A 23,378-nucleotide genomic window follows, 5' to 3' on the forward strand; every position below is an offset into this window, starting at 1 on the left:
GTAGGAGCACGGCTTGCCGGCGAAAGCGATCTGACGTACGCCATCGCCGGCAAGCCGTGCTCCTACAGCTCGGGTTTATTTCAGCTTCGCCAACAGCGCTTCAGCTACGGCCTCCGACGACGCTGGATTCTGCCCAGTGAGCAAGTTGCCATCCGTCACCACATAACTCGCCCAGTCATCACCCTTGGAGTAAATCCCGCCCTTCTCCTTGAGCATGTCTTCCACCAGAAAAGGCACAACCTGGGTCAGTTGCACCGCTTCTTCCTCGGAGTTGGTGAAGCCCGTTACACGCTTGCCTTTGACCAGCGGTTGGCCATCCGCACCTTTGACGTGACGCAACACACCTGGCGCATGACAAACCAGCGCGACGGGTTTATCCGCCTTGTAAAACGACTCGATCAGCGCAATCGAAACCTTGTCTTCAGCCAGATCCCACAGCGGGCCATGGCCGCCCGGGTAGAAAACCGCATCGTAATCTTCGGCCCTCACGCTGCTCAGCAGCGCGGTCGACGCCAATGCCGACTGGGCCGCGGAGTCTTTGCGGAAGCGGTCAGTGGCCGCGGTTTGTGCGTCCGGCTCGTCGCTCTTCGGGTCAAGCGGCGGTTGACCACCCTTGGGCGACACCAGCGTCAGCTGAGCGCCGACGTCTTTGAAAGCGAAATACGGCGCGGCGAATTCTTCCAGCCAGAAGCCGGTTTTCTTACCCGTGTCACCCAATTGATCGTGGGACGTCAGAACCATCAGGATTTTCATGTCGCGCTCCTTGAATTCGGGGAATGTTCGGTCACCTCGGCGCTGGATTTGACCACCGGGCTGCGCAGTTCGTTGCACTTGTAAACCGGCTCTCGCGAACCATGGCCAGTTTTCGCTCTGGGCTCCAGCGGCGCCGCCGCTCCTGGCCCAAATGCTCCCCACTCTTATCGTTGCTGTTAGTCATAAGCATAACCGTTTGCCTATCCCTTATCGTAAGGGGGAAACGGTAACTAGCGACTCCCTGCAGTTGACTAACCCGCCTACATACTGAGTAGCGGAATGGGACCACCGCTACAGCATTAAGTCACTTCCTGAATCAATTGCTGAGTGGTCCAAACCTTTACCGCCTGAGCAATGGGCAACACCGAACTGACCTTTGAACGAGCAAACCGCGAAGATCGAAAAAGCCTTGCGCAAGGTCAGGATTTCACGACGTACTTCAAGGCGATCCTAAACGAAACCAAGACAGAAGAATCAACAAATAGCTGAACTATGCAAGTGTGAAACATCACGTAGCCCACTTTCAGTCCGCCAAAAGCAAAAACAACTTCTAGTCACAGAGATCGCCGTGACTGAATACCGTCTCCTCTCTTGGTAGCGTGGAGTGCAGGCGGACCAGTAGTTCCTCAGGTGTGCTCAGGTTCGACCACTGTTGGAGGTCGTACTCTTTCTCACACAGATCACGCGCGAACAGATACTCCAACTCATTCAGGCGAAACGAAGCACTGGAATCGAACGGGCAATCGGTGATGGGTACTGCTTGTAACTGAAGGAGCGCCTCGCGAAACAGTTCTAACACGGCGCCCTGATGAGGGCTGCGAGCCTGGATCGGTTTACCTGGCACACAGCGTGTGATCATGAACTCGCCTTCAGTGCTCTCGGCATGTGGGGCATCGCCAACAAATCGAGAAATGACCATGGGTACTTCGAATGGCATTTGCAATGACATGTGCTCGATACGGTGAGTTCAAGGTGACACGTAAACACAGAAGGTGTTCGCCCAGTGTAATGGCCTCGGCAATCCATGCACTGGTAAAGAGCCCTGCCACTGGGCGAACGGAACGTATATTAATTGAAGTTTTTGAACATGTCCGCGCCTGTTACATGAAATTTTATGAAAATTATTAAATGTCAGGCCAAATACCATTTACATACACGGCTTAAACCCACCAGTTCGGCCATTAAACCTGATTATTCTTGTACAAACAGTTGTACAAGAATAATCAATATATAGAGCTAATACTCAAATCCGATTCTGACGGGCCACCGTTAATATATCGATGCAGTTAACTTTCACGCGCTAATTCACAACTTTGGCTCTATAAAAGCCACTCAGGGCGTGTCCGCCGTTTCCTGCGCGGTGGATTCGCCGCTGTCAGTGCCTTTGCCACTCTCCTTGCGGCGGGTCGGATCGGTGGGGCGCAGGGCGTCGTTGTCGCGCTCGACTTCTCCGGGTGGACGCGGTTCGTCGGGGTGTACCGAGGTGTCAGGCGATTTGCGTTTCACGATGGTTCTCCTCAGGCTTCGGGGTCGTCGACCTCGTGGGCGACGTTCACGGCGGGCGAGTCTTTGTGGGATTGTTCTGCTTTGGCCTTCAAGGCCTGCCATTGGGCGAGGTCGATGGCGCCCTGCCCCAACAAATCGTCGGCCACTCGCAGCAGTTCGGCGTAATGGGCGTCGGGGGATTGCTGCCAGTAGGTCTTGTCTTCAAACAGGCGCTGCCACGAGGCAAGATCGGGTGGTTTGAGGTCGTCGATCATGGCGCGCTCCTGTGAACGGGATTCATAGCGTAGGAGGACGGCGTTCTGCCGAGAGTTCCGACTTAATACCCGGTCATTTCCAGATAGCCCTGCCCCGCGTGACTGCCGCTCAGGCGCACGGGGCCTTCCCAGTACGGAATGCGCAAATTCATCCAGGCATTGGGGTTGAGCGCGCTGATGACGATATCGAGGTGCTTGGCGGGAATTTTGATCGACCAGCTCACGGGCATCGAACGCCCGGCGACTTTCGCGGTGTCTTGCGGTGTGAGGCTGATATCGGCGGCTTGAAGTAACTGTGTCTGGCCCTGAGCGTCGATCCAGGTGCCGGTGAGATACGGTTCGCCGTTCTTCTGCCGCATGCGGTAAAGCATGACCTGTTCGCCGCTGTCCAGGTGCAGGGAGAACCAGTCCCAACCCGTCTGGTTGGCGGTCAGAGGCTGGCTGCTCCATTCGCGGTCGAGCCAGGCCGGGCCGCTGACCTGATAAGTCTTGCCATCGATGTCCAAGGTACCGCTGGCCTGAAAAAACGGCTGGCTGTAGTAGTACGACGCCTGGCCCTGTTCGGATTTCTGGCTGAAACCTTTGTCGCCTTGCAGCACCGGCGGACGTGTGGACGTGAGCCGCAGTTGGTAGCTGAATAGCTTGTCGCGGGCGCTGAGTTGAAGATCGGTCAGCGCATCGCCCCCCTGACTGCTGAACCGCCAATCATCGATCCACGCATTGAATGGTTGCACGCTCACTCCTGCTTGCCCGACGCCGCCACGGGCATAGCGTTCCGCCGCGTGATGCGCCGTCGCCGAGGTCGCGGCCGCATGGCCCAGCCAGATCGTCTGGTTACCCCAACCCGCCACCTCGGGCGCGGCTTTCAACGCACTGCGAAACAGCGTCCATTGCACACCGAACTCGCGACCCTGATCGTCCTTGAGGTTGGCGGTGACGTACCACCACTCGATGCGAAAACCGTCGTGAGGTCCGTGATCCGCCGGAAATCTGAATTCCCGTCCAGGCGCCACCGGAGTAAAGGTGACGGCTTCACCACCGAGGCCAGCGAAGCCTTTCTCGACAGGTGCCGAGTTGTCGCAACCACACAACACCATACACACCAGCAAAGCGACCTTAATCCTCATGAGCAAACGTCCTCAGCAGATCAGCCGGTTGCGAGCGATACAGCGAGTACAACGGCCATGCCGAGGCGAGCAAGGTCGCCAGCAACGCCAACCCCATCAACTGCGCCAACTGCAACGGAAACACACGCAACGGCAGGCGCCAGCCAAATGCCTGAACGTTGATGACCGTGTTCAGGCACCACGCCAGCGCAATGCCCAACGGCAACGCCAGCACCAGCGTCAGCACCGCAAGCAACCAGGTTTGCCCGAGGTTGAGCAGCATCAGTTGCCGGCGCGTCACGCCCAACGCCCACAGCGGCGCCAGTTGCCCGAGGCGGCTTTGGCTCTGGGTCAGCAGGCTGATGAACAGCGCCACGCCCGCGACACCAAGCGTCAGGCTGTTCAACGCGGCAGTGGCGGCGAAGGTGCGTTCGAACACTTGGGTGGACCAGCCTTTGAGCCGGGCCTGATCGACGATGCGGCTGTCGTCGAGGGCGAAGCGTGTTTGCAGCGTTTTCAGGAACGCCGGGATCAGCGGTGGCTCGATGCGCAGGTTGAAGCGGTTCGGCGTCAGTTGCGGCCAACCAAGTAGCAAGTGGTCGACGTTGACCAGAATGTGGCCTTTGGGATTGCCATAATCAGCGTAGATTCCGACGATTCGCGGCGACCACGGGCCGGTCGGTGTGGGGAGTGAGAGGTGGTCGCCGAGACGCACCCTCAGTCGCCGCGCCAGTTGTTCGCTGAGCATCAGCGCGTCGTCCCTGGCCAATCGGTCCCACGGGTTATCGCCCATGGCTTCCAGTAACGGCCAATGCTGGCGATAGCCAGGGTGGTCGATCACGCCAGAAATGTCCGCCGGCCAACCCTGCAACTGGATCGACACCTGCCAGTTGGGCAACACTGCCGTAAGTGACGGCTGCTGTTTGAGCCAGCTCTGCAGTTCTCTGGCCTGCGCCGGATTTTGCGGGTTCACGTACAGCTCGGCGGTCAGCCGTTGTTCGAGCCAGTCGCTGAAGGTCTGGCGAAAACCGGCGGTCATGCTGCCGGCGCCAATGTTCGCCGCCAGTGCCAACAACAGCGCCATCAAGGCCAGGCTCAAGGCCGGCAGTTGCTGGCGGCAATCGGCGAGAAACCATTGGCCGAGCACCGAACGGCTGCGATGCGGCACCAGGTTCAGCACCGTATCGAGCACCACCGGTAGCGCCAGCGCAGCGCCGATCAGCAGCGCAGCCATCAGCACGAATCCACTGGCGAGGCTGTCGCCGAAGATCAACGCCAGCAGCGCGATCACACCCGCAATCGCCGCGACCCAACCCTGGCGCCGCAGCCAGCGCGCGTGGGCCTGATGCCAGGCTTGCGAATCGGCCAGGGCCAGCAATGGCAAACGCGCTGCACGCAACAGGCTGTTGGCACCGGCCAGCAACGCACCCAGCAGACTCAAGCCAACACCGCTGAGCCACCACCCTGGGCTGAGGCTCAACTGTCCCGCCACTTCGGCGCCGTACAACCCGCGCAGACTGGCGGCGACGTCTGGCAACAGCACGCTGGCCAGCAGGTAGCCGCTCGCGACGCCGAAGAGACCGCCGATCAGCGCCAGCGCACCCAGTTCAATCGCGAGACCGGCGATCAGCATCCGTGCACTGACACCACAAGCACGCAAGGTTCTGAGCAAGCCACGACGCTGCTCCAGTGCCAACCCGATCGCGGCATGAACGATGAACAGGCCAACGACAAAGGAGAGAAAACCCAAGGCATCGAGATTCAGGTGAAAGCTTTCGGTCAGGCGCGCGAGATTGTTTTCTTCGCCGCTGCTCTTGAGTTGCAGTTGCCCCTTGAACTGATCCGGCAAGGTCGCGGTGAAATCCTTGGGCAACAGCAGCCGCGACAGTTGATCCGGTAACCCCAGAATCTGCTGAGCGAAGCCGATGTCCACCAGCAAAACGCCGGGGGCCATGTCGGCTTGCACCTGCAATGGCGGTAGCGCCACACCGTTCAAACCGGAAGGACGCTCGCCTTCGCGCAACCCCAACGCCTGCAAGGTTTGTGGCGAAACCCAGGTGCTACCCGGCGGGCTGAAAAACCCGACGATCTGCTCGATCGCCAACGCCCGCCCCGCTATGGAGGAACCGGACGGCAACGAAACCGGCTCAATGCCCATCAACTGCAATCGCTGCTCTTCATGGCCCTTGAGCGTCACCCGCCCCTGCAACACTGGCGACACCGGCCAACCCGCACGCCGCAGCTCGACAAACAACGCCTGGGAAAACGTCCCGCCACCCGGCGCACTGAGGCTGGCCTGGGGTTCGCCGCCGATCAACTGACTGGCCCGCGCGTAGCTTTCCCGCGCCTGGCTGTTCAGCGCCTGCACGCCAGTCAGCAGGCTGGTGGCTAGCCAGAGTCCGGTCAGCACACTGAAAAACTGCACCGGGTGCTGCCGCCAATGACTGAGCAGCGCCCGCAATGTTTCACGAAAAACCCGCACCTCAGCGTTCGTCCGCGCCAGCCAGACGACCACGGTGCAGCACCACTTTCTCCGCCAGTCGCGCCGCCACTCTCGGGCTGTGAGTGACCATCAACAACGTCGTGGGACTGTCATCGAGCAACTCCAGCAACAATTTCAGCACGTCATCGCTGGTGGCTTCATCGAGGCTGCCGGTGGGTTCGTCGGCCAGCAACAGTTTGGGTTGCGAGGCCAGCGCCCGGCCCAGCGCGACCCGCTGCTGTTGACCGCCGGACAGTTGCTCCGGGTAACGCTGTAGCAAATCAGCCAACCCCAGACGCTGCACCAGATACGCCTGCCAGCGCGGATCGTGCCGCCCGGCCAGTCGCGCCTGAAACGCCAGATTGTCCTCTACACGCAAACTGCCGATCAGGTTGAACTGCTGGAACACCAGACCGATTTCAGTCCGCCGCCAGTTCGCCAGTTGCCCTTCACTCATCCGTTCAAGCTGATGCTCGCCGCTGCGAATGCTGCCGCTATCAACCCTGTCCAGCCCGGCGATCAGGTGCAGCAAGGTGCTTTTGCCACTGCCTGACTCACCCATCAGCGCCAGGCTGCTGCCGGGCTTCAGCGTCAGGTCGACACCTTGCAACACCGGCAGCGGACCTTGCGGTGTGGCGTAGCTTTTGAAGACGCCTTGGACCTGAAGCATGGGTGAACCTGATTGAGGGGCGTGGGGCAAGGATAGCGGGCCTGCGTGGATTTTGTCCGTTGGGGATTGCGTCCCTTCTCCGCCGATGAAGAGGTCCTGGGGTCGATGTGGTTCATTGGCGAAGAGGAGGGAAGCCTAGGGATTTTAGGTGAATCGGCCGCCGCCATCGCGAGCAAGCTCGCTCGCTCGCTCGCTCCCACATTGGATCTTCGTCATGTCACAGATCCATGTGGGAGCGAGCTTGCTCGCGATGGCGTCAACTCATTTTCGGCTCAAAACCTTAGCGCTTTACCGCCACCCACGTAAAACACAACGGCAACTGCGCTTCACGCTGCTGATACTGATCATAAAGCTCTTCACGATTGGAATGCGGATACTCCTTGAAATGGCTGATCTGCAACCCCGCCTCGATGGCGCCGGTGAAGATCGCGCCCAACGTGTGGACGAACCAGTAGGACGTCGCGGCCTGCTGCTCGACTTTGCCTTCGTAGACGATCGGCTGGTCCTGCACGAAAGGCTCACTGCGAAAGTACGAACTGGCCAGACGGTAAGGATCATCAGACTCAGGGTCGAACATTTCCAGGAACGGGTGAGTTTCGTACACCACCAGCGCGCCGCCGGGCTTGAGGGTTTGTGCGACGTGGCGGAAGAATTCGCCGATGTCCGGCATCCAGTTCAAGACGCCGATGGTGATCAGCGCCACGTCGAAACGCTTGTGCAGCCCGCTTGGCAAATGATGAATGTCGGCCTCGATGAATTCAGGCGCGTGCGGCGAACGGGACACCAGTTCCCGCGCCTGGTCGAGAAACGCCACGGACTGGTCGACGCCCACGACGCTGCGGGCACCCAACGCGAACAGTGAAAGACTTTCGCGACCATTGTTGCAGCCCAGTTGCACCACGTCTTTACCGTCGACGCCTACTTGCTCCAACACACCGCGCAAGGTGTCGTCGATGCAGCAAAAATCGCCATGAGTGACGGCCGTCACTAGTGACGGCCATTCGGGATTGTCTTTGTGGTGTCGAGCAGAGTCGTTCCAGGCATCGCGGTTGCTGGCGATGGCGGTTTCTTTTGTCGGCATGTCCATTGCACGCTCCAGAGTTCGGGTCTTGATTGACCGGCCCGAGTCTAGATCAGCGTTTTTGAAAAACCCATGTGGCGTTTGTTGGAATGTTGTAAGCCCGGCATCGCCCACGTCCGGCAGCTATAGTTAATGTCCTTGGGGAAATGCAGGAAAACCGATTTCGCAGGTACAGCCATGAAACACACCAATCTGCCGCTGTTGTTCGCCCTCTGCCTGACCGCCGCTCCCGGCGTTCTTGCGCAAGACAGCCTGACACCCACGTCCGAGTACAGCAGCGAGTTCAACTATTACGGGGAAAACCAGCCCTTCGCCCACCCCGTTCCGCCGACCCTGAGCACGGTGCCGCCGCGTTCGTACATCCCGACACCCCCTCTGGATTTCATCCCGATCGCCAGCCAGCATGAGTTTTCCGACTCACGGTTGCCGACGGTCGCGGACGCCACCGTCCGGGTGTTCATCCGATCCTACGATCCCGAACGCGGCGTGTACGTCAACGAAGAAGTCGTCGACCCGACTTGCCTGCTGGCCTGTCTCAGTCGCCAGGGGCCGGCGACGCCCGTTTACCACTGACGTCTGTCCGGGCGCGCGAGGCCGAGTTTTTCGATGCGGTAACGCAGCATGTCGCGGCTCAGGCCCAGCAGCCGTGCGGATTTGGTGACGTTCCAGTCAGTCTTGTCGAGCATTTTGCGCACCATGTCACGTTCCACCTCCGGCAGGTTCATCGACTCGTTGCCGTTGCAGGTCTGGCGCGACTCGCTGTGGTGTTGCGCATGCGGCATCACCGGCGGGTCATCCACCAGGCTCAGGCAAACGTTCAACTGGTGCGCGGCGATCGTGTCGGTCTGGGCCAACAGCACGGTTTGTTCGAGCATGTTGCGTAATTCGCGGACGTTGCCCGGCCAGCTATAGCTGAGCAGTAATTCTTCGGCCAGATCGCTGAAATGCAGGTTCGGTTTCCCATAGCGTTTGCCATGGATCGCCAGGAAATGCCGGGCCAGCAGCAGGATGTCCTCGCCACGGGCGTACAGGCGCGGCACTTTGATCGAAATGATGCGCAGTCGGAAGAACAGGTCGCGGCGGAACTTGCCCTGCTGGACCATTTGCTCGAGGTTGCAGTTAGTGGCGCTGATCACCCGCAAATCGACCTTGCGCTCTTTCACCGAACCCACACGGCGAATAGTCCTGTCTTCGAGCAGCTTCAGCAGTTTGGCTTGCAGCAGCAAGTCCATTTCACCCACTTCATCAAGAAACAATGTGCCGCCATCGGCCGCTTCCACCAGGCCGACACGACGATCCTTGGCGTCGGTAAACGCGCCCTTTTCGTGGCCGAACAACTCCGATTCCACCAGGTTGGAAGGAATCGAGGCGCAGTTGAACTCAATGAACGGTCCCTTGCTGCGCGGACCATCAAAGTGAAGTGCACGGGCCACCAGTTCCTTGCCGGTGCCGGTCTCGCCCTCCACCAGCACGGGCGGCAGATCGGTGTTAGCCATCCGGCGCTCGGCGTCGAGTAGCTGCGCAATGGTGCCTTTGAGATAGAGCATCGGCTCCGATTCGCCGATCAATGCCTGCACCCCCGATTTCTGCGCTTCGCGTTCCTGATAGAACGACAGCGTGCGCTCCATCCGGTCGGTGGCCAGGGCCTTGTCCAGCAACAACTTGAGCTCCGGCAACGCCACCGGTTTGGTCACGTAATGGAACGCGCCCTCCTTCATCGCCACCACGGCGTCTTCGACATTGCCGTAGCCGGTCATCATGATCACTTTTAGGTCCGGCGCGCTGATGCGCAGCTTCTGGATCAAATCGTGACCGCTCATGCCCGGGAGCGAGTTGTCGGTGAGCACCACGTCCGGAGCAAACGTGCTCAAACGCTCGAGCGCCTGTTCAGCCGAGTGGCAGACCGTCACCTCGTAGTCTTTGCGCTCAAGGAAAGTCTGAATGTTCTCGGCGAGGAGTTCGTCATCCTCGACCAGCAGAATGCTGTGCTCCATATTCCCCTCCCGTTGCCACTTTAAAGTTAAGACTGACGCAGGTTCCTTCCAGCTCCTGACTGGTCAGTTCGACCGAGCCCTCGAAGCGTTCCATGATTCTTTTGACCAGGGCCAGACCCACGCCCAACCCACCTTGTTTGGTGGTGAAGAACGGCTTGAAGACCATTTGTTGCTGCTGTTTTGTCATGCCCTTGCCGGTATCGCTCAGGGTCATGCGCACGAGCCCGGACGGCGTCGATTCAATGTCGATGCTCAACACACCGCCTTTGGGCATGGCCTCCAGGGCGTTGGCAAAGAGGCTATTGAGAATTTGCGTCAGCAGCACTTGTTGGCTGACGACCCGCGGGCAGGCTTTGGGCGTAAATCGGACTTCAACACCGGAACGTTTGATCAGCGCGTCGAAGGCACTGAGGGTGTCGTCGATGGTCAGTACCAGATCCACCGTTTCGAACTCGTCATTCATTGGCCGCAACGACACCAGCAGCTCGCGAACCCAGCGCGACATGCGATCGACCTGATGGATGATGTCACCGATGTTTTTCTGCGCGTTCTGGCTGGCGATGTCATGGGCCAGTTCGGCGCTGGAGCGAATGTTCGCCAGCGGATTGCGCAAACTGTGGGCCACGGCCGAAGACATTTCCCCCAGGGCCACGAAGGTTTCGTTGGCGATCAGCTGTTTCTGCTGGCTCTCCAGCAGCCTGGCCGCACGCCGCACGATCCAGAACAACCCGAGGTAGATGGCCGCACCGCCGAGCGCGGTCGCCAACCAGATGGCCTTGAAGCCGCGCTGAATGCGCTCCACCAGGTCCGTCGGCTCCTTGTAGACCTCGACCATGGCGATCACTTTGCTTTTGTCGGCATTGAACATCGGAATGTAGTTCTCGATGAAGAGGTACTGAGGCTCACGCAGCAGCCTTTGCTCGGGACGCTCTTCATCGATCTCGTGGTAGCTGGTAGACACCAGTTCCTTCATTTTGAAGGATTCATCCAATTCATCGTCGTCTTCGATGCGGATCCCGATCAGTTCCAGGTTGGTCGACCAGACCACGGTGCGATCCTGCGCATACACGGTGGCCAATAGCAGGTCCGGCAGATGTTCCACATGGTCGAGAAACTCGGCACGCGAAGCGGCACGGGTCCCCGGATCAACATCGGGGTAGGCATTGTCCTGGCGTGGGTCGAGCATCTCGCCCATGGTTCTGTTGGGGTCAATTGAAGCGTGACGGATCTCGGCATCGCCAATGGCCTGGATAAATTGCGCGGTCAGCATGGAATCGCGCTCGATGCTCTCCTCGACCACGAAACGCGTGGAAATGTAGCCCAGCCCCAACGCCACGGCGGCAATGATCAAAAAGCTGCCGAAGGAGAACCAGCGCAGAAGATTGAACTGTCCACGCCAGGCCGTACCTCGTATTGCCGGTATATTCGGCGGCGCAGGTACTTTTTGTTGTACCAGTATCTGCATGGCGGGTTCCTGGATGATGAAGCCTATTCAGTGGTATTCGGGATCAGTGTAGGTGCCAATGATCGAGTCCGACTGCTCAATGATTTTATTTAACCGCTATGGCACCTGCGCTGCCTGCAAGGGTTGCTGACGATCGGTTTCCTCCTGCAAAAAATCCATGATGGACTGCGCCGCGTTCTCATCCAGACGCAGGTTGGGCATCGGCACTTTGTCAAAGCGTTCAAACAGTTCCAGCGCAATCGGGTCCTTTTCGGCGAGCATGCGGTCCGGTTCCCGGATCCAGCGATTGAGCCAGGCGGAATCCCGCAGACGGGTTACGCCGATCAGGTCCGGGCCGATACTGCGCATGACGATGCCCTGTCCGTCTTGCGGCCCGAGGCTGTGACACGACGCGCAACGGGTGCGAAACAACTCTTCGCCGTTGCTCGGCGGGCGGATCTCGGGCGCATTGGCGTAGCTGTCTTCGGTACTGGGCTGCTTCCAGTTATGCAAGGTGTTGGCCAGTTGATCCGCGAGGATCCACGGGTTTTCGAACGGTGAGGCTTTCATCCAGCGGCCAGTGGCCTGGTTGCCGATGATCAGGCTCAGGTTGTGGTCCCTGTTGCGGCCGTTGTCGACGCCTTCGATGAACAGCCCGAGTTTTTTGCGCAGGTCGGTGACAGCTTCGAACTCCCCGGTGAGGAACTGCCACCCTGGCCCGACCTTGAAGCGTTGCGCGTAGGCTTTGAGCACTGGCGGTGTATCGCTCAACGGGTCGATGCTGATCGAGTAGAAAAAGATGTCCTGGCCGACCCGGTCCCCCAGCAACTGTTGCACCTGGCGCAGGCGCGCGGTTTCCAGCGGGCAGGAGTCGCTGCACGTGGTGAAGACAAAGTTGATCACCACCACTTTGTCCTTGATCAGGTCATCGAAAAAACGCACCTGCCGACCGTCCTGATCGGTCAGCAACGTGTTGGGGAAGTAATCGCCGCCCCAGGGTGTCGCCGATTCCGTCGGCGACGGTGTACCTTCATGAGCGAGCAGCACCCAAGCGGCCAGCCCACAGGTGACCAGCAGCAAAATCAGGTGCATGCCCAGGGCGCGGGAGCGCGGCGTACGGGATGTCATGCCGGCGCCCCTGCGAATCATGGTTTGACCTCTGCTTTGGTGCCGTAGCCGTCGCCGGTGCGGAAGGTCGGCAGCGCAGCAGAGTTCACGTAGCGCACGCCATCCCAACTCGGCAACGGAGTCGGCATCAACTGCATTTGCCCCGGTTTCTCAAGGTCCCACCGCAGCAACATGGAGTTGTCCTCATGTTGCGTGTTGTGGCAGTGCTCCATGTAGGTGCCGGCGAATTCGCGGAACTGGATCGCAATCTCGACATTGTCCGTACCATCCTTTTCCGAACCGACGCGATACACGTCCTTGCGTGCCCATTTTTCCCATTCCGGTGGTGGCTTGCCGCCACGGCTGAGGATGATCCCTTCCTCGAAGTGCACGTGCACTGGGTGGCCCCAGCCCGTGTCATTGCCCTTGATGAGCCACACTTCCAGCGTGCCGAAACCCGTGACGCCGGCGTCGGTCGGACCGCTGGCCAGTTTGGTCGAGACGTTCAGGCGGCGCGGATCCATGCGATACCCGAAACCGCCGTCGGTCTTGACCGTCCAGGGCGCTTCATCGGTGCCATCGGAACGGCCAAAGGTAAAGGTGCGGTGGCGGGCTTTGGCCAGCAGCGCCTTGTCGGCAGGATTGTCGTGGTGAATCTTCAGCGGGATCATAAACAGGCCTTCAGCCTTGCCCGGTTTGGCCGGTTCATAAGCGGCCGGGTCCATGGCCAGGTCCTGACCGGTGTAAGCCTTGACATTGAATTGCAACACCTTGCCTACCGCCGGATCACCGTCCTCCCATTTCGGCCCTTTGCTGGTTTGCTTGATGATCGCCTTGTATTTCTCGGACAGCACGTCAGCCAGGGCGACGGGTTCTTCAGGACCCTTGCCGTCTTGGTGCACCAGCAGGTTGACGAAGAACAGCTTGTCGCCCGGTTTGATCCCGTGTTTCGAGAAGTTAACGATGATGTCGTGACGCTCGGCAATGCCCAAGGTTGGCAGGACCGCATTGTGGTTTTGTTTATCACCGTCGGCATCCAGGTCCATGCTGCCGTCGAACGGTACGCTGTGTTCCATGATATTGCCGTCGTTGGCAATCATGTGGAACGGCACGCGGGCATACGACACGCCCGACCCGGCAGGCCCTGGAAACTCACCGGTGGCGCCCTTGATCTCGCGCACCAGCGCCATTTTGAAATAGCGCGACACGGAACCATTGAGTACGCGCAAGCGATAGCTGCGGGCGCGCACATCCAGGACCGGTTTCCATTTCCAGTTGACCAGCACCTGGTCACCGAGGAAGCCGTCAGTGTTGAAGGGGTTGAACCACAGTTGACCGTTCTTGTCCCACGCCTTGTCCGAAAACATCAGATTGACGTCGTAGTCGCGGTTACCCCAGGGCAAGGCGCTGCCGCTGGGGAGGCGCAGGTTGACGCCGTCATTCACCGATTCATTGCCGCGGTCCAGGGCGCTGTAGTAGTTCATCATCGCCGCGTTGCCCTTGTAGACGTTCTGCGCGGTGAAATCGAGCATGTGGTCGTGGAACCAGTGGGTGCTCATGGTTTCGCGCCAGTCGCCGCGGATTTTGATGGTGCCGTTGTCGCAGGTCTTGCGGCTGGGGTTGAGGTCGTTGGTCCACAGGGTTTCGCCCGGCGTGCACGGGAACGCTGCACGCGGGTCTGCAGCCGTGGTGTTGATGCTGTCGTAGCCCGCCAACTGGATCGGCCAGCGATAGTCGTAAAATTGCCCGGGAAAGAAAAACGCGTTGGTATAACCGTCGCTTTCCGCTGGCACGTGGCCGTTGTGTTCGTGGGTGGTGATGGTATGCAAGCCAAACCCCATGTTCGCCGACGGGTCGATTGGCAAGCCGTTGTAATGGCGCATCAGCAGCGGTTGCCCATAACGCACCATGAGCAATTTGGGCGGCAGGGTGCCGTCGAAGGTCCACATCGACGTGTGTTTCTGCACCGGCATTTTCGGGTGCAAACGCGGTTCGACGCCTTTGGCGGTGCCAGCGGTCGCCGGCACGCCAGCCACATTGTAATAGAGGCCATTGGGTCCAAACTCGCCCATTGCATAGCGGTGCATCTGACGACTGTCACGCAAACCGGTATTCACCCGTGCGCCGGTTTGCACGGTCTTGTAGGCCACCTGCGGGTAAAACTCGTTCCAGCGCTGGTGCGACCAGCCTTTTCCTGGCGGACGGCCTTCAGCCGACGATCCGATACGGCGGTTGAGGAAAAATTCAATCTGCTTCTGCCACGGGTTGCGGTCGACCACGTTGGAATACTGGCTCGGGAACGGGGTCAGGCCCGGCTGACGCAAGAACGCGTCGAGCGCCGCACTTGGCGGGGCGCTGCGAGCGACGCTGGTGGGGTCTTGTTGCGGCAGCGGACCGATGGCGGCGGGTGGAAACGGCAACATACCCGCGGGTGTCGTTGGGTCGAGTTTTTCCAGACCGAATTCTTCGAACAGCATCAGCGGCTGAGTGAACGGAAGAGCACCGTACAGTGGGCTGGGTTTCCCGTTACTGGGGTAATTGAAACTGGTCTGCAGCGCCGGCGGCAGGATGTTTTCCTGGAGCGGGGTTTTTCGGTTGCCTTTGACGCCCCCCGGCAAGTCGAAGGAATCCAGGTTAGCCGGCGGCATGGTCAAAATGGCGTTCAAGGCTCCTGCTTTGTCAGCCGGTTCGTCGTGATACGCTGAAGGGTCGGACGGTTCGGGCTGTCGTTCGTCGTCGATCGGAGCGGCGCGCACGCTCGTTGTGCCGAGCGTCATTGTCAGAAGTACGCTCAGGGGCGTCAGAAGGCCAAACCATTTGCAGGGGTGCCGCGCTTTTTTGTCCATCACCAGCCGCCTCGAAGTCGTGAAGGGGGTAATGGGGTTTTGCAAGGAGCTCGCCAGACTTGTAATAGCCTTGAAAAAAGCATCAACACTCAAGGAAACAATGGCTTATCAACATCAATTTGCCATAGCCGAAAATACGACTGGGGCATGACACCCGCTACCGGGGAAAGTTCATCCCCGCTTCAGGGAATCCGCTTGAACGAAAGGAGGACACTCGTGCCCTCGCCCTCGCGACTTTCCAGGCTGACTGCACCGCCGCACCGCTCCATCAATCGCTTGACCAGCACCAGGCCGACACCCAGCCCACCTTGTTTGGTGGTGAAAAACGGCCGGAACGCTATGCTGCATTGCTCATCGTTCATGCCTTTGCCGGTGTCGCTCACCACCACGCGGACGCTTCGGGCATCGGCGGGTTCCAGGGTGATGGTCAGCGTGCCGCCCTCGCCCATCGCTTCCAGCGCATTGGCCAGCAAACTGTTGAGGATTTGTGACAGCTGCACATGCTGGTTCAGGACCATGGGCGTTTCCATCGGCTCGAACACCACGTGAACCCCGGCCGTGGCAATCTGCTGTTCGAAGGCCATGAGGCTGTCATGCAATGCCGCCACCAGGTTCACCGGTTCAGGCTCATCATGGAGCGGGCGCAACGATTGCAGCAGTTCCCTGACCCATTTCGACATGCGATCTACCTGGCCGATGATGTCGGTAATGTTCCTGTGCGCCGCGCCGCTGTCAAACTCCAGCGCCAGCTCGGCGCTGGAGCGAATGGTCGCCAACGGGTTACGCAAACTGTGAGCCACCGCTGACGACATCTCGCCCAAGGCCACGAAAGTCTCGTTGGTGATCAATTGTTTTTGTTGCACCGCTAGCAGAATTGCCGCTTGGCGCACGATCCAGTACAGCCCCAGATAAATCAGCCCGCCACTCAGAGCGGTGGTCAGCCAGATCAACACAAGACCCCGCTCCATGCGGTCGATCAGGTCCTCGGGTTCCTTGTAGATCTCCACCATCGCGGTGACGTTCCTGCCATCGGCATCGAACAACGGGACGTAGTTTTCGATAAAGATGAAATCCGGCGGCGTGACGAACTTCTGCTCCATGCGTGTCTTGTCGACATTGTGGTAGCTGGCCGACACAGGTGTCTTGGAAGAAAACGCCTTGTCCAGGTCTTCGTCGGCGTGGATCGTCGTACCTGTCAATGCCGGGTTGGTCGACCAGATCACCCTGCGATCGGGTGCATAGATGTTGGCCAGGATCACGTCCGGCAGGTGCTCGATATGATCAAGAAATTCGTCCCGGGCAATGGCCCGGGCCATCGGGTCAACGTCGGGAAAATCCCGGTCCTTGCGCGGGTCCAACAGCTCGCCCATGGTTCGCACTTTCAACATCGACACACGACTTACCTCGGCCGCGGCAATCGCCTGAATGAACTGCGAAGTCAGCAACGCATCGCGCTGCACGCTTTCGGTAATCACGAATCGCGTGGACACAGCGCCCAGCGCCACCGCCACCGTGCCGATCACCGCCATGCTGATGAGTGAAAACCAGCGCAGCAGGTTTAACGTCTGCTTACTCGAGTTCAGGCGAGTGCCCTCCTCGGACTGGAGCGTTTTTGTCGGCATGTTCATGCGCGTACTTCTCGGCGATTCCCCCCTTTCGTTATAGCCCACTCAAGGCTATTTGCCCGACATTGGGTCCGCACTTCGCTCGAACGTCCCGCCCTCCCCATCTACCCCCAATGCTGGGGACAGTCGCCCGCATGCTCTGTCGGCACGGAACGTCTGCCTGAGCTTGGAACACTTTGGATCCGGACTTTTCCCGGCGTTTTTCAACGCTTGGTACGGAAGTTGCCGAAACCCCCGTCAACTGACCCATCTCCCACGCGAAAGGGTCTCCGATAGAGGGAACACTCATGCACCCTTTACTGTTCAAAACCACGATCGTGCTGGTCGTGTCCACTCTGGCTCAAGGCGCCGTCCACGCGGCAATGTTTGCTGTAGACCCCGGCCCTTACCTGCCGGCCAACGGTTCGTTCGCTGCCTGGTATCAGGACACCCATGGTCGAACCCTCGACCTTTGCCTGTCGAAGGCAGTCAGCTCAAGGGTGCCCAGTGCGCCGGGCGCACCGACCTACATGTGCAACCTGCTGCCGACGCCGGGCGTATTCGACGACGCGCAACCGGTCGTCTTCCCGAGCAATTTCCCCGATGAAGCGTTCTGGTTCACCGGCGACGGCACAATTGTCGACGCGGCCCGGGGTATCGACCTGACCTATGTCAGCGCCGTTGAAGCCGCCTTCAGTGGTGGAGATCCGCTGGAAGGTGACCAGATCAGCTTCGCCCGTATCCGTATTCGCGTCGACGTGCCCACCGCTGGCACCTATGTCATCACACACCCCTACGGCGTCGATGTATTCAACGTCGACACCCCCGGGCGGCGCGCGATCAACATGACGCGGGACATCGGAATCGGCCTGCCGAAAACCTATGACGGCGCGCTCAAAGGCGATATCGGGCCGTTCCTGCGTGCCGTCAATGGCCCCTACACTGAGACCAATCCGGTCACCGGTGCGGCAGAGCAGTTCGTCGGCGATCCGAACCTGACGGAAGCGTTCACCGGCAGCCCTTTCAACACCAACTACATCCGCATCGAAGGCCCCAACGGGCTCGACTTGCGCACGACGGTCATGGCCATCTCCGGCAAACTGTCGACCGTGGTTCGGCCGACTCCAATGATTACCCAGCGCGGTACTTACTCGCGGCGTGTCGGCACCAGTGCACCGGTGGCGCAACAGGACGTTTTCGTCACGGCCCCACCACCTCCCGCCACCGTCACGCTGGACAGCAACAACCCGGTGTTGAATCTGCGGGAGGCCGACACCACCGGCAACTGGTACGCGCAATCGGCGACCAACCCGAGTTTGCCGAGCACTTTGCAGGTGACCGCTGACAATCACCTGGCCATCCCCAGTAGCACGCCAACCACCTTGTCCATGCCGCTCACGGACCTGGTGGTGATCTCCCGTGCCGAGTACAGCTTGAGCACCGGGCAGATCACGGTGGAGGCTTCGACCAGTGATGAAACATCGCCACCGATACTCACCGCCACCTCTGGCACCGGAGCCGCCATTGGTGCGCTCAACGGTGACGGCGCGTTGAAAAGCCTGGCCACCGGGATCTCGCCGATTCCACCGGCCAAGGTTCAGGTGACTTCATCCAATGGCGGCAGCGATACCGAAGAAGTGGTCATCGTGCAATGAACGCAAACATGCCCAGATCCTCATCAGGAGGCATCATGAACAATTGGCCACGCCTGGCGCTCAACGCCCTGGGACTGACTCTATCGCTGTCCGGCAGCGCGTACGCGCAACTCGCCGCCGTCGACCCGGGCCCTTATACCTTTGCTTCGGGGAAATTCCCGATCTGGTATCAGGACAACAACTTGCTGTCGATGGAACTGTGCCAGTCCCGAGCCGCGAGTTCGCGGGTGCCAGCGACCGTTCCGCCGGCCTACATGTGTACCTTGCTGCCGGAACCGGGCATTTTCGACGACACCTTGCCGATGGTGTTCCCGGATAACTGGCCGCCGGAAGCCTTCTGGTTCCTCGCCGAAACCGCCATTCCCAACAATGCTGCCGGCTATGGAATGGATTCCTACGTAGCCGGGATGGAGGCCGCCTTTGCCAGCGGGAATCCGCTCGATGGTGACCAGGTCAGCTTTGCGCGGATTCGTATGCGGATCAATGTGCCCGTCGCCGGAACCTACACCATCACTCACCCCTATGGTGTCGAAACCGTCACTGTCACCACCCCCGGTCGTCGCGCAATCAACATCACCCGTGACGTCGGCGTCGGCGCGCCAGGCGTTTTCACCGGTGCATTGAACGGCGCGATCGGACCCTTCCTGCGCAGCGTCAACGGTCCGTACACCGAAGTGAACCCGGACACCGGCGCAATCGAAACCTTCATCGGCGACCCGAACCTCACCGAACAAGTGACCGGCAGCCCCAACAACACCAACTTTGTGCGCATTCAGGGGCCGGCCGGGACGATCGAGTCCAACCTGTTCACCCTGTCCGGCAAAGTCCTCGATAATCGCGCACAAACCCAGGTGGACCTCAGTCGCGCCACCTACCGGCGTACCACCTCGGGCACCGGCATCAGCACCCGCATCGAAGTCTTTGGCAAAGCGGACAACAGTTCGACGTTGTGCTTCCGCGAAACCGTCGCCCTTGTACCCGGCCCGCCGCCTACGCCTTGCCTGACCAGCATGATCGGCGACAACAACGGGTTGTTCTTCGGCCAGCATCTGATCACCGGCCCCGTGCCGCCGGTCGTGGTGCTCACCGCCACCAATCCGACCGGCACCACCCGGCCGACAGCGGTGTCGAGCAAGCTCTCCGATGTGGTGAAAATCAAGACCGCTCGTTACAACTGGAGCAACCACAGCCTGTTGATCGAGGCTTCCTCGACTGACGAAGTGACGGTGCCGGACATGGTCGCTCAGGGCTACGGTCGTCTATCGAAAACCGGCGTCCAGCAACAAATGACCGTGGCCGACTTGCCGCAGCCACCGGCCAGCGTCACGGTCAAATCCGCCGCGGGCGGCAGCGACACCGAGCCGGTGGTGGTCGTCGGCACGGCACCGGATAGTGGTGAGAACCAGGCGCCACTCGCCGTGGCCGACACCGGCGGCACCAGCTTCGGCGTGCCGATCACCCTCAACCTGCTGGCCAACGACAGCGACCCGGACGGCAACACGCCGCTGAGTATCGCCGCGTTGACGCAACCGGCCGCCGAGCAAGGCACCGTCGCGTCGAGCGGCTCGACCGCCGTGGTCTACACCCCGCCCGCCGTGGTCAACACGCCGCTGACGACGACCTTCACCTACAGGGCTCAAGACGCCAAAGGCATGGCCTCGACCACCCCGGCGACCGTGACCATTACCGTGGCGCCTAACCAACCTCCGGTGGCAGTCGCCGACAGCATTGCAACACTGGGCGTGGCGGTGCCGATCAACGTGCTGGCCAACGACACCGATCCGGAAGGCAACGTGCCGCTGGCCGTCGCCAGCTTCACTCAACCACCGGAAAATCGCGGCGCTGTCAGCAGCAACGGCACGGTGATCACTTACACCCCACCGACCACCGTCACCACGGCGTTCACCACGACCTTCACCTACATCGCCCGGGACAGCTTCGGCGCCCTGTCGGCGTCGCCGGCCACGGTCACGGTGCAAGTCTCGCCAAGACCTGCCGCGGAAACCTTCGCGGTGACAGCCGCTACGGTGACGGCGCGTTCCAACAACCGTTTCAACTGGGACTTCACCGGCACTTCATCGGTGACCACCGGCAACACCATCACCATTCAGGTCACCACCCCGACCGGGCTGGTGACGCTGGGCAGCACCACAGTGCCGCTGACCGGACGCTGGAGGTTGACGGTGAGCAACAGCACCACGGTGATTCCGTCAGCGAATCCGACGGCGACGATCCGCTCGTCCCAAGGCACCGTGCGCACGGTCGCTGTCACCGTGCAATAAGCCCTCGCCCCACTGATTCGGCCGATCGGTGGGGCAGGCCTTTTCTCAAAGGACAACACCATGAAAACGCCGACCGCCGCCCTGCTCTGCCTGCTTCTGCTCTGCAGCAGCGCGGGCGCGCGCGCCGACGATTTGTTGGACAACGATGACTTGGCCCCTGGCGCCGACCTCGGCGAATTGCCACCGCCGATTGGCCAGCACGCGCTGATCGACCAGAACGGTCAAGCCAACGTAGCGCTCGTGCAACAGAACGGCCAGTCGTTGCTCGGCACCATCGTCCAGTCGGGGAGCAATCAGGAAGCCTACATCCTGCAGCAAGGCAGCGACCTGATGGCGATGATCACTCAGCAAGGTTCCGGTAACGCCGCCTCGATCACTCAGGCCGGCAGCCAGAACCGCGCGCAGATTTCCCAGAACGGCAACAACAACGACGCCAGCATCGACCAGGCCGGCACGGGGCTCTCAAGCGCCGTGACCCAGTCGGGAAACGGCATGAGCGTTTCGGTCAAACAATACCGCTAAAGCACTGCACTCTCTGGAGGTTTCATCATGTTCAAACTGACGCCCCTTACCGCCGCCATCCTGGTCATTGTCAGTGCCCAGGCAATGGCCGACGACAGCGTTTCCATGCAGGACCAGACCGGCACCGCCAACGTCGCCGATGTGAAGCAGACTCTCGCCCCGTTCAGCACCGCCACCCAGCAGCAACTCGGCGAGGGTAACGACGCGGCGGCGGTGCAAGACACAGCAACCGGCACCATCGACCAGAATCAGGTCGGTGATTACAACGCCGGTTACGCCGAGCAGCTGTTCGAAGACAACAGCAAAATCACCCAGCAACAGACCGGCAGCTTCAACACCAGCCACGCCAGCCAGTCGATCGGCCTGGGCGGCAATGAAGCGCTGCAGCAGCAGCAAGGCACCGGTAACTTCTCGTTCATCTATCAGGAAGAACAGGAAGGCAACACGGCTCACACCTTCCAGTTCGGTGACAGCAACGAGGCCAATGTCGAACAGCTCGCGCTGGGCAGTGGCAACAACGCAACGGTGACTCAGTTCGGGACCGCCAACTACGGCACCGCCGAGCAGGTCGGGCACATGGCCGGCCAGATCGACATCAACCAGACGGGCGAAGGCAACTACGCCTATGCCGATCAGAGCTTCGGCGACGGCGGCAGCGCGACCATCAACCAACTGGGCGAATTCAACGGCACCGAAATCTGGCAAGACTCCCAGCTCGCCAGCCAGGTCACTGTTGATCAGATCGGCTCGACCAACGAAACCGTGGTCGACCAGAGCTTCGGCGAAAACAACGTCGCGCAGGTATTCCAGGTTGGCGACCTCAACGCCATCTACGCCGACCAGTTCGAATCCGTCGGTTCGACCCTGGCGCTGTACCAGACGGGCGCGGGCAACGTGCACTTCACCTACCAGACCGGCGAAGGCCATTCACTCACCGCCACTTCGGTGGGTAACGACAACAAGGTCCACGCCAGCAACTGGAAAGGCCCGGAAAAAGGTGGCCAGTTCGGCAGCAACCAGCACGCAACCATCAACCAGACCGGCAACGCCAACATCGCCAACTTCACGCAGGACGGCGTCGGCCACATCATGACCACCCACCAGACCGGCACCGGTAACAAAACCACGGTCAGCCAGGCCGACAGCTACAACGAGCTGTACTTCGACCAGAACGGCAGCGACAACATCCTCATCGCCGACCAGCGCGGCAGCACCAACCTGGTCGAGGGCAGCAGCAACGGCACGGCCAACCGCAGCGAATTCGACCAGTCCGGCACCGGCAACCAGGCGTACACCACCCAATGGGGCAGCGACAACCAGATCACTCTGAAACAGGCTGACACCATGAACGTGGCGTATGTGACCCAGGGCGGAACGGGGAACATTGCCAATGTCGATCAGAGTGGTGTGACGCAAATGGCGACGATTCAACAGCTGGGGACGGATAACCGGGCGACGGTGTTGCAGCAGTAATTGGGGGGCAATAAAAAACCGCGATCATCGGAGGATGGGCGCGGTTTTTTTACGTGCTGAGCGCAGTGCGAGCCTGCTCGCGAAGAACGATAACGGGGTTGCGCTGCAAGGTTCAGTGCCTAAGACTGCGGATCGATGTTATCCAGCGCTCGATTTACCGCTAGATCGGCCAGCATTATGAGCTGCTGGATACCCAGCACCATTCTTCGCTGTGGCCCATTCACAAACACCGAAAAATCACTGGCCATGACACTGGCTGAAGCCAGCGTTTCGCAGGCGCTCGCCAACAGGCTTTCAGTGTCGATGCCTGGAGTGATTGAATACATTGTTTTGGGGGAGGAGGTTTTTAAATCGGAGGAATCTAAACCGAGGTTGGAAGCGGAATTGGCTGAATCGTTTTGGGGGGATGATTCTGGGGGATTGGGGGTAGGTTTTGGCATGGTGAAAGCTCCTTGATCAATGGAGCCGCCAAATATTGCTGCTAAACAAAGAGGTAGCGACTGTACGCGGGTTAGCAGACCAGGGATCAAGGAACCCGGCGCACCGAAGTGCCCCACGCACAGCCACCATAAACGCAGACCTGCCGCGCAACATCTGCG

Annotated in this window: 19 protein-coding genes; 5 read left to right on the forward strand and 14 right to left on the reverse strand. The window is 60.1% G+C overall.

Annotated elements, in window-relative coordinates; translation table 11 throughout:
- Positions 1–75: 75 nt before the first annotated feature.
- The 8 genes from ACYZT9_RS16580 to ACYZT9_RS16615 all read right to left on the reverse strand — a co-directional run bounded on the left by ACYZT9_RS16580 (position 76) and on the right by ACYZT9_RS16615 (position 7,858).
- On the reverse strand, positions 76–753 hold the full coding sequence (locus ACYZT9_RS16580) for a type 1 glutamine amidotransferase domain-containing protein (protein ID WP_462006510.1): 678 nt from the start codon (positions 751–753) through the stop codon (positions 76–78).
- A gap of 550 nt (positions 754–1,303) precedes the next feature.
- Positions 1,304–1,690 carry a phosphotransferase gene (locus tag ACYZT9_RS16585; RefSeq protein WP_462006511.1) on the reverse strand — a complete coding sequence of 129 codons (387 nt, stop codon included), beginning with the start codon at positions 1,688–1,690 and terminating at the stop codon, positions 1,304–1,306.
- Positions 1,691–2,085: 395 nt separating this feature from the next.
- Positions 2,086–2,259: a hypothetical protein gene (locus tag ACYZT9_RS16590; RefSeq protein WP_462006512.1), complete on the reverse strand. Its 174-nt coding sequence runs from the start codon at positions 2,257–2,259 to the stop codon at positions 2,086–2,088.
- Positions 2,260–2,270: 11 nt separating this feature from the next.
- Entirely contained in the window at positions 2,271–2,513 is a 243-nt protein-coding gene (locus ACYZT9_RS16595) for a hypothetical protein (RefSeq protein WP_462006513.1), read from the reverse strand.
- Between the two features lie 62 nt (positions 2,514–2,575).
- Positions 2,576–3,640 carry a lipocalin-like domain-containing protein gene (locus ACYZT9_RS16600; protein WP_462006514.1) on the reverse strand — a complete coding sequence of 355 codons (1,065 nt, stop codon included), beginning with the start codon at positions 3,638–3,640 and terminating at the stop codon, positions 2,576–2,578.
- On the reverse strand, positions 3,630–6,101 hold the full coding sequence (locus ACYZT9_RS16605) for an FtsX-like permease family protein (protein WP_462010242.1): 2,472 nt from the start codon (positions 6,099–6,101) through the stop codon (positions 3,630–3,632). The genes ACYZT9_RS16600 and ACYZT9_RS16605 overlap by 11 nt, the downstream gene beginning before the upstream one ends.
- Before the next feature lies 1 nt (position 6,102).
- Complete coding sequence (locus ACYZT9_RS16610; protein ID WP_462006515.1) at positions 6,103–6,771, reverse strand: ABC transporter ATP-binding protein; 669 nt, start codon at positions 6,769–6,771, stop codon at positions 6,103–6,105.
- Between the two features lie 280 nt (positions 6,772–7,051).
- Entirely contained in the window at positions 7,052–7,858 is an 807-nt protein-coding gene (locus tag ACYZT9_RS16615; RefSeq protein ID WP_462006516.1) for a class I SAM-dependent methyltransferase, read from the reverse strand.
- A 171-nt stretch (positions 7,859–8,029) separates the two neighbouring features.
- Between ACYZT9_RS16615 and ACYZT9_RS16620 the strand changes: the two genes are divergently transcribed.
- Positions 8,030–8,425, forward strand: coding sequence for a hypothetical protein (locus tag ACYZT9_RS16620; RefSeq protein ID WP_462006517.1), 396 nt, complete (start codon positions 8,030–8,032; stop codon positions 8,423–8,425).
- Here ACYZT9_RS16620 and ACYZT9_RS16625 read toward each other — a convergent pair.
- The 5 genes from ACYZT9_RS16625 to ACYZT9_RS16645 all read right to left on the reverse strand — a co-directional run bounded on the left by ACYZT9_RS16625 (position 8,416) and on the right by ACYZT9_RS16645 (position 16,871).
- A complete protein-coding gene (locus tag ACYZT9_RS16625; RefSeq protein ID WP_462006518.1) occupies positions 8,416–9,846 on the reverse strand; it encodes a sigma-54-dependent transcriptional regulator in 1,431 nt (476 codons plus the stop codon). The genes ACYZT9_RS16620 and ACYZT9_RS16625 overlap by 10 nt on opposite strands.
- Positions 9,815–11,311: a sensor histidine kinase gene (locus ACYZT9_RS16630; protein WP_462006519.1), complete on the reverse strand. Its 1,497-nt coding sequence runs from the start codon at positions 11,309–11,311 to the stop codon at positions 9,815–9,817. Before ACYZT9_RS16630 ends, ACYZT9_RS16625 begins: the two co-directional genes overlap by 32 nt.
- Positions 11,312–11,407: 96 nt before the next feature.
- The gene (locus ACYZT9_RS16635) at positions 11,408–12,418 is read right to left on the reverse strand and encodes an SCO family protein (protein ID WP_462006520.1); all 1,011 of its coding nucleotides are present in this window, start codon (positions 12,416–12,418) and stop codon (positions 11,408–11,410) included.
- A 17-nt stretch (positions 12,419–12,435) separates the two neighbouring features.
- On the reverse strand, positions 12,436–15,243 hold the full coding sequence (locus tag ACYZT9_RS16640; RefSeq protein WP_462006521.1) for a multicopper oxidase domain-containing protein: 2,808 nt from the start codon (positions 15,241–15,243) through the stop codon (positions 12,436–12,438).
- Between the two features lie 182 nt (positions 15,244–15,425).
- Positions 15,426–16,871 (reverse strand): ATP-binding protein, encoded by a 1,446-nt coding sequence (locus tag ACYZT9_RS16645; protein WP_462006522.1) that lies wholly within the window; start codon positions 16,869–16,871, stop codon positions 15,426–15,428.
- A gap of 284 nt (positions 16,872–17,155) precedes the next feature.
- On the opposite strand from ACYZT9_RS16645, the gene ACYZT9_RS16650 reads away from it, so the two are divergent.
- Genes ACYZT9_RS16650 through ACYZT9_RS16665 form a run of 4 tightly spaced genes read left to right on the forward strand, consistent with a single transcriptional unit; the run spans position 17,156 to position 22,779 of the window.
- On the forward strand, positions 17,156–18,502 hold the full coding sequence (locus ACYZT9_RS16650; protein ID WP_462006523.1) for a hypothetical protein: 1,347 nt from the start codon (positions 17,156–17,158) through the stop codon (positions 18,500–18,502).
- A gap of 35 nt (positions 18,503–18,537) precedes the next feature.
- Entirely contained in the window at positions 18,538–20,784 is a 2,247-nt protein-coding gene (locus ACYZT9_RS16655; RefSeq protein WP_462006524.1) for an Ig-like domain-containing protein, read from the forward strand.
- Positions 20,785–20,844: 60 nt separating this feature from the next.
- A complete protein-coding gene (locus ACYZT9_RS16660; RefSeq protein ID WP_462006525.1) occupies positions 20,845–21,306 on the forward strand; it encodes a curlin in 462 nt (153 codons plus the stop codon).
- A gap of 27 nt (positions 21,307–21,333) precedes the next feature.
- The gene (locus ACYZT9_RS16665) at positions 21,334–22,779 is read left to right on the forward strand and encodes a curlin (RefSeq protein WP_462006526.1); all 1,446 of its coding nucleotides are present in this window, start codon (positions 21,334–21,336) and stop codon (positions 22,777–22,779) included.
- A gap of 119 nt (positions 22,780–22,898) precedes the next feature.
- On the opposite strand, the gene ACYZT9_RS16670 is transcribed toward ACYZT9_RS16665, so the two are convergent.
- On the reverse strand, positions 22,899–23,219 hold the full coding sequence (locus ACYZT9_RS16670) for a DUF6124 family protein (RefSeq protein WP_462006527.1): 321 nt from the start codon (positions 23,217–23,219) through the stop codon (positions 22,899–22,901).
- Positions 23,220–23,378 lie beyond the last annotated feature (159 nt).

This window comes from Pseudomonas sp. ZT5P21 (genome assembly GCF_054897785.1).